Origin of the sequence: Trebonia sp. (genome assembly GCF_049794275.1) — a bacterium.
Taxonomy (GTDB): Bacteria; Actinomycetota; Actinomycetes; order Streptosporangiales; family Streptosporangiaceae; genus Trebonia.
In genome coordinates this window covers 1-6634 of sequence record NZ_JBARCR010001278.1, presented here as the reverse complement: position 1 = coordinate 6634, position 6634 = coordinate 1, and the positions used below count along the sequence as shown (strand labels likewise).

The following is a 6634-nucleotide window of genomic DNA, read 5'->3' as shown; positions in this document are numbered from 1 at the left end:
GCGCAAGACGCCGGGCAGGGGCTGGCTCCGGCCAGCCAGGCCAGCCAAGCTGAGCTGGTACGCCAAGTCGCCGGGCAGCCAGTGGGTGCGCCGTAGCCACAGTCCGTGGCGCAGCCGCCGTCGGCGGCTGCTCGCGCTGGTGGGGGTCCGCCGATGATCCCGGTGTCGCGACGGCGGCTGGTCGTGCTCTACCTGATCGCGGCGGCCATGATCGCCACGCTCGGCGGCCGGCTCTGGTACCTGCAGGTGATGGACACCGCGCAGTACAAGCAGCTGGCCGCGGTGAACCAGGCCCGGCAGGTCGTGGTGCCCGCGGTACGCGGCTCGATCGTCGACGACGAGGGCAGGCCGCTGGTGGACAAGACGACGTCGCTGGTCGTCTCGGTGAACATGACGCAGCTGTCGCAGACCACCAGCGACGACGGGCGCACCGTGCTGAGGCGGCTCGCGCCGATGCTCGGCATGTCTGACAAGACGCTGTCGGAGAAGGTCCGGCTGTGCACCAAGAGCGTCCCCGCGCCGTGCTGGCCCGGCTCGCCCTACCAGCCGATCCCGGTGGACCAGCAGGTCAGCGCGCAGACAGCGCTGCAGATCCTGGAACAGCCCACGCTGTTCCCCGGCGTCACCGCGCAGGTCCAGCCGGTCGTGAGCTACCCGATGCCGGACGGCGCCAACGCGGCGCAGGTGCTCGGCTACCTGCAGCCGATCACGCAGCAGGAGATGGCCAAAGAGCACATCCCAGAGACCGGGTTCGCCGCCGATGACCTGGTCGGCCAGGCCGGGCTCGAGGCGCAGTACAACACCGCGCTGACCGGCAAGCCGGGCACCCGGACCGTCTCGGTGAACGCCGCGGGCGACGTGACGGGCACCGTCCGCGAGACGCAGCCGCAGAACGGCGACACGCTGGTGACCAGCCTGGACGCGAAGGTCCAGGCGGTCGCGCAGCAGGCGCTGACCGCCGCGATCGGCAGGGCGAGGTCGCAGGGCAACGACGTGAACCAGGGCGCCGCGGTCGTGGAGACGACCAGCGGCCGGATCGTGGCGATGGCCAGCTACCCCGACTACGACCCGAACGTGTGGGACGGCAGCATCTCCCAGGGCGAGGTCAACTACCTGTTCGGCCTGGGCGGCCAGTCGGGCTCGGGCGAGCCCGCGCTGAACTGGGCCACCCAGGGCCAGTACGCGCCCGGCTCCACGTTCAAGGTCACCTCGACCGCCGCGGCGGTCGCCAACGGCTACAGCCTGAACGGGCTGTACAGCTGCCCGGCCTCGGTGACCATCGGCGGGCACACGTTCATCAACGACGGGGAGCCGGGCCTCGGCGACATGACGTTCTCCGAGGCCCTGATCCAGTCCTGCGACACCGTGTACTACAACATCGGGTACGGGATGTACCAGACCGACGACCCGAAGGCCAACGGCGTGCTCAGCGCGAAGGCCCCCATCCAGAAGATGCAGCGGATGGAGCTCGACTGGGGGTTCGGCAGCTACACCGGCGTCGACCTGCCGGAGGAATCCACCGGCACGATCCCGACCAGGCAGTGGCTCTACAACATGTGGGAAGACAACGCGCACAAGGGCCAGAACTGGTGCAAGAACGGGAAGGCCGACGGCTCGTACGTGCAGCAGATCGAGTACCAGGACTGCCTCTACGGCTGGCAGTGGGAGCCAGGGCAGGCGGCGATCGCCGCGATCGGCCAGGGATATGTCACCGTCACGCCGTTGCAGCTCGCCAACGCCTATGTGGCGCTCGCCAACGGCGGCACGCTGTACAGCCCGCGGCTCGGCGAGGCGCTGGTCTCGCCGGCCGGGAAGGTCACGGCGAAGATCAACCCGCCGGTGATCCGCCACCTGCCGGTCTCCTCCTACACGCTGTCCTACATCCGCGACGCGCTGGCCGGCGTGGTCACCCAGGGCACGGCGGCGGGCGCGTTCGGCGGCTTCCCGCTGAACCAGGTCTGCGTAGCGGGCAAGACCGGTACCGCGCAGATCATGGGCAAGGTCGCCACCTCGGTTTTCGCGTCCTTCGCGCCGTGCCAGAACCCGAAGTACGTGGTCGTCGTCATGCTGCCGAACTCCGGTTACGGCGCCGACGCCGCCGCCCCGGCCGTCCGGCAGATCTGGGACGGAATCTACGGCCTCGAAAACCATCAGGCCGCGCTGCCCGGCGGTCAGGTGCCCGCGAAGCTGCCGGCGGTGGGGCGATGAGCGTCGGCATCCCGTCCCGGCCGTGGGCAGGCCCGCGCTGGGGCACGTTCGCGCCGAAGCGGCGCTCGGCGCTGGCCCGCGCGTTCGCTAAGGGCGGCCTCGCCAGGTCCTGGGACTGGCTGCTGATCGCCGTCACGGTAGGGCTCACGGTCCTCGGCGCACTGCTGGTCTGGGCGGCGACCGAGCCGGAGCTGCGGGCCATCGGCGCGGACCCGCACACTTACCTGAAGAAGCAGCTGCTGTGGGGCGGGCTCGGGATCATCCTGATGTTCATCACCGCCAGCATCGACTACCGGTGGTTCCGTAGGTGGACACCGGTGATCTACGCCTTGTCGCTGCTGCTGCTGCTCGCGGTGCTCAGCCCGGCGGGGCAGCGGGTCAACGGCGCGAAGGCCTGGATCGCGCTGCCTGGCGGGTTCCAGATCGAGCCGTCGGAGTTCGCCAAGCTCGGGCTGGTCCTGGGCACCGCCTGGATACTGTCCCGCCGCCGCATCGAGCCGACGGAGCCACGGAAGGCGGGCCGGCCAGGCCTGAAGGACGTCGGCCTCGCCGTCCTCGCGGCCGCGCCGCTGATCTTGCTGGTGGAGCGCGAGCCGGCCCTCGGCGTGATGCTGGTCCTCGTCTTCATGCTGGCCGCCATGATCGTGCTGTCCGGCATCCGGCTGTACTGGGTGGCCAGCCTGGTGGCCATCGCGGCCGCGGCCGTCTACGCCGTCGGGAAGCTGCACCTGCTGAGGGGCTACCAGCTGACCAGGCTGACCTCGTTCCTGCACCCGGCAAACGACCTGGCCGGCGCGGGCTACAACGCGCTGCAGGCGAAGATCGCCATCGGCTCCGGCGGGACGTTCGGCCAGGGCCTGTTCCACGGCACGTTCACCGGCGGGAACTTCGTCCCCTCCGTGCAGACCGACTTCATCTTCACGGTCGCGGGGGAGGAGCTCGGCTTCGTCGGCTGCGCGGTGATCGTCGGGCTGCTCGGCATCATCATCTTCCGCGCGATCAGGGCCGCGGCGGTGGCGGACGACATGTTCGGCATGCTGGTGGCGTCGGGGGTGGCGGTCTGGTTCGGCGTCCAGGCGTTCATCAACATCGGCATGACGCTCGGCATCATGCCGATCACCGGCCTGCCGCTCCCGTTCGTCTCCTACGGCGGCTCCGCCGCGTTCGCCGACATGATCGCCGTCGGCCTGCTCCAGTCCGTCCGGCGCCACCACTCGATCTTCATTGAGTAGCGGCAGCTATCGCACGGTCACCACGGGCCCGTTCGGAAGCGAAGGTATTCTTCGAAGCATGTCTGTCGAGTCGGTCTACCCGCTGCTGGAACCGCTGCTCCCGCAAATCCGGAAGCCGGTCCAGTACGTCGGCGGCGAGGTGAATTCCACCGTCAAGGAGTGGGATGAGACCGACGTCAGGTGGGCGCTGTTCTACCCCGACGCGTACGAGGTCGGGCTGCCGAACCAGGGCATCGCGATCCTCTACGAGGTGCTGAACGAGCAGCCCGGCGTGCTCGCCGAGCGCACCTACAGCGTGTGGCCGGACCTCGAGCGGCTGATGCGGGAGCAGGACATCCCGCAGTTCACCGTCGACGCGCACCGGCCCGTCGGCGCGTTCGACCTGCTCGGGATCAGCTTCTCGACCGAGCTCGGGTACACCAACCTGCTGACCGCGCTGGACCTGGCGAAGATCCCGCTGCTGTCCGCGGAGCGGACGGACGCGCACCCCGTCGTGGTCGCCGGCGGCCACGCCGCGTTCAACCCAGAGCCGGTCGCCGACTTCCTCGACGCGGTGGTGCTCGGCGACGGCGAGGAAGCGGTGCTCGCGATCACTGCCCTCGTGCGGGAGTGGAAACGCTCGGGCCGTCCCGGTGGCCGGGACGGGCTGCTGCTATCGCTCGCCGCTACCGGCGCCGTGTACGTGCCGCGGTTCTACGACGTGCGGTACCTGCCGGACGGCCGGATCGAGCGAGTGGAGCCCAACCGGCCTGGCGTGCCCGGCTCGGTGCGCAAGCACACGCTGCTCGACCTCGACGCGTGGCCGTACCCGAAGGCGCCGGTGGTGCCCGTCGCGGAGACCGTGCACGAGCGGTACAGCGTGGAGATCTTCCGCGGCTGCACGCGCGGCTGCCGGTTCTGCCAGGCCGGGATGATCACCCGGCCGGTGCGGGAACGGTCGATCACCACGGTCGGGAAGATGGTCGAGTCCGGGGTCGCGGCGACCGGGTTCGCCGAGGTGGGCCTGCTGTCGCTGTCGTCCGCCGACCACAGCGAGATCAACGAGATCGCGGTCGACCTCGCCGACTGCTACGAGGGGTCCAACGTCGGGCTCTCGCTGCCGTCGACCCGGGTGGACGCCTTCAACGTGACCCTCGCCGACGAGCTGTCGAGGAACGGGAAGCGGTCCGGGCTGACGTTCGCGCCCGAGGGCGGCTCGGAGCGGATGCGCGCGGTCATCAACAAGATGGTGACCGAGGACGACCTGATCAGGACCGTGACCACCGCCTACTCGTCGGGATGGCGGCAGGTCAAGCTGTACTTCATGTGCGGCCTGCCGACCGAGACCGACGACGACGTGCTCGCGATCGCGGACCTGGCGCGGCACGTGATCGCCGCGGGCCGGAAGGCGACCGGACGCCGCGACATCCGGTGCACGGTCTCCATCGGCGGGTTCGTGCCGAAGCCGCACACGCCGTTCCAGTGGGCCGCGCAGTGCCCGCCCGAGGTGGTGGACAGAAGGCTGCGCGCGCTCGGAGCGGCGCTGCGGGCCGACCGGGCCTACGGCAAGGCGATCGGCTACCGGTACCACGACGGCTCGCCGTCGCTTGTCGAGGGCCTGCTGTCCCGTGGCGACCGGCGGGTGGCCCAGGTGATCTTGGCCGCGTGGCGGGACGGCGCGCGGTTCGACGGGTGGGGCGAGTACTTCTCGTTCACGCGCTGGACGGACGCCGCGTCCCGCGCGCTGGCCGGGGAGCCCGTCGACCTGGACTGGTACACGACGCGGGAACGCGACTACGGCGAGGTGCTGCCGTGGGACCACCTGGACTCCGGCCTCGACAGGGACTGGCTGTGGGAGGACTGGCGGGCCGCGGTGGCGCCCGACGGCGCGGCCGAGGTGGAAGATTGCCGGTGGACTCCGTGTTATGAGTGTGGGGTCTGCCCGGCGATGGGTACGGAGATCCAGACGGGTCCGACGGGGGAACGGCTGGACGGCCGCCGCCTGCTTCCCGTGCTGGCCAGTGGGAGATGACGATGAGCAAACCCGCACCGCGCGGCGCGGCGCCGCCACCTGCGGTGCAGCACCTGCTCATCCGGTATGCTAAGCGTGGAAAGATGCGTTTTGCCAGCCACTTGGATGTGGCGCGTGCCTTCGAGCGGGGCGTGCGACGGGCCGGACTGCCCGTGGCGTACTCAGCCGGGTTCACGCCGCACCCCAAGATCTCCTACGCGGGAGGAGCCCCGACCGGCGTCGCGAGCGAGGCGGAGTACCTGAGCCTCGCGCTGACCAGCCGGAACGAGGCGGGCGTCGTGCGGGAACGGCTGAACGCGGCGTTGCCTGATGGGATAGACGTGATTGCTGCCACTGAGGATGCCGGGGGGTTGCCGGCGAGCCGGCTAACGGCATCCGAGTGGCAGGTGATTCTTCCCGGCCTGACACCGGACAGCGTGGCGCCGGTGGTGCGGAAGTTTCTCGCCCTTGAGCACGCTCCGGTGGAGCGTCTTACCAGCAAGGGCTTGCGGCGAATGGATGCCAGGGCTGCTGTGGTCACGCTGGACGTGCACGGCCTTGAAGACGACAGCGCCGGCGACGACAACGCCGTCGGCCACGGCGCTGATCATGATGCGGGCACGGCATTGCGGATGGTTGTCCGGCACACCGCCCCGGCCGTAAGGCCAGACGACGTGCTCGCCGCGCTACGCGAGGTTTCCGACGTGGTCCCTACCGCGCCGCCGCTCATGACGCGGCTTGCGCAGGGGTCACTCGGCGAATCCGGGGTGGTCGCACCATGACCACCGCGGAGCTCAACAATGCACCCATGCCTGGGCGCAACGCGCGTGCTCGTTTCCCGCGCGGCCCAGGCGAACGAACACTACGAGCCTCTGTGCGGCGCGCCGCGCTATCGCGCGCGCCCGGAGGCCTGACTGGAGATTGCCCGAATGCTCGACAACGAGCCGAACACCCACGAGACAGACAATAACGATGCCAACGGCCACGCGCGGAGCGGGCCTGAAGCCGCTTCCGTTCCTGCCGCGCCCGTAGCGCCCGCCCCGCCCGCAGAGGCTGCCGGGGCGTCAGGGGCGTCAGGGCCCGCCGCGCCTCCTCCTGCTGTGCTCTTCCAGGCGCCGCAGGTGCTCTTCCAGCCGCCCCCGCAGGCCGCGGCGCCCGCCGACGACCGGGACACGGCCAGCCGTGACCCCGGGTCCGGCGCCGC

General features: G+C 70.3%; 4 protein-coding genes. All 4 read left to right on the top strand.

Annotated elements, in window-relative coordinates; genetic code table 11:
* Positions 1-153 precede the first annotated feature (153 nt).
* From mrdA to WA805_RS31110, 4 genes are read left to right on the top strand one after another with little or no spacing between them, the layout of a single operon-like run.
* On the top strand, positions 154-2208 hold the full coding sequence (mrdA, locus tag WA805_RS31125; RefSeq protein WP_425244122.1) for a penicillin-binding protein 2: 2055 nt from the start codon (positions 154-156) through the stop codon (positions 2206-2208).
* The gene (gene rodA, locus WA805_RS31120; protein WP_425244121.1) at positions 2205-3440 is read left to right on the top strand and encodes a rod shape-determining protein RodA; all 1236 of its coding nucleotides are present in this window, start codon (positions 2205-2207) and stop codon (positions 3438-3440) included. The genes mrdA and rodA overlap by 4 nt, the downstream gene beginning before the upstream one ends.
* 58 nt (positions 3441-3498) lie before the next feature.
* Positions 3499-5451 (top strand): TIGR03960 family B12-binding radical SAM protein, encoded by a 1953-nt coding sequence (locus WA805_RS31115; protein ID WP_424560059.1) that lies wholly within the window; start codon positions 3499-3501, stop codon positions 5449-5451.
* Positions 5452-5453: 2 nt separating this feature from the next.
* Positions 5454-6212: a TIGR03936 family radical SAM-associated protein gene (locus WA805_RS31110; protein WP_422271453.1), complete on the top strand. Its 759-nt coding sequence runs from the start codon at positions 5454-5456 to the stop codon at positions 6210-6212.
* Positions 6213-6634 lie beyond the last annotated feature (422 nt).

Bases quoted from the DNA above. Each gene is read 5' to 3' on its own strand.
- WA805_RS31115 (WP_424560059.1), top strand. From the start codon at position 3,499: ATGTCTGTCGAGTCGGTCTACCCGCTGCTGGAACCGCTGCTCCCGCAA.
- WA805_RS31110 (WP_422271453.1), top strand. From the start codon at position 5,454: ATGAGCAAACCCGCACCGCGCGGCGCGGCGCCGCCACCTGCGGTGCAG.
- rodA (WP_425244121.1), top strand. From the start codon at position 2,205: ATGAGCGTCGGCATCCCGTCCCGGCCGTGGGCAGGCCCGCGCTGGGGC.
- mrdA (WP_425244122.1), top strand. From the start codon at position 154: ATGATCCCGGTGTCGCGACGGCGGCTGGTCGTGCTCTACCTGATCGCG.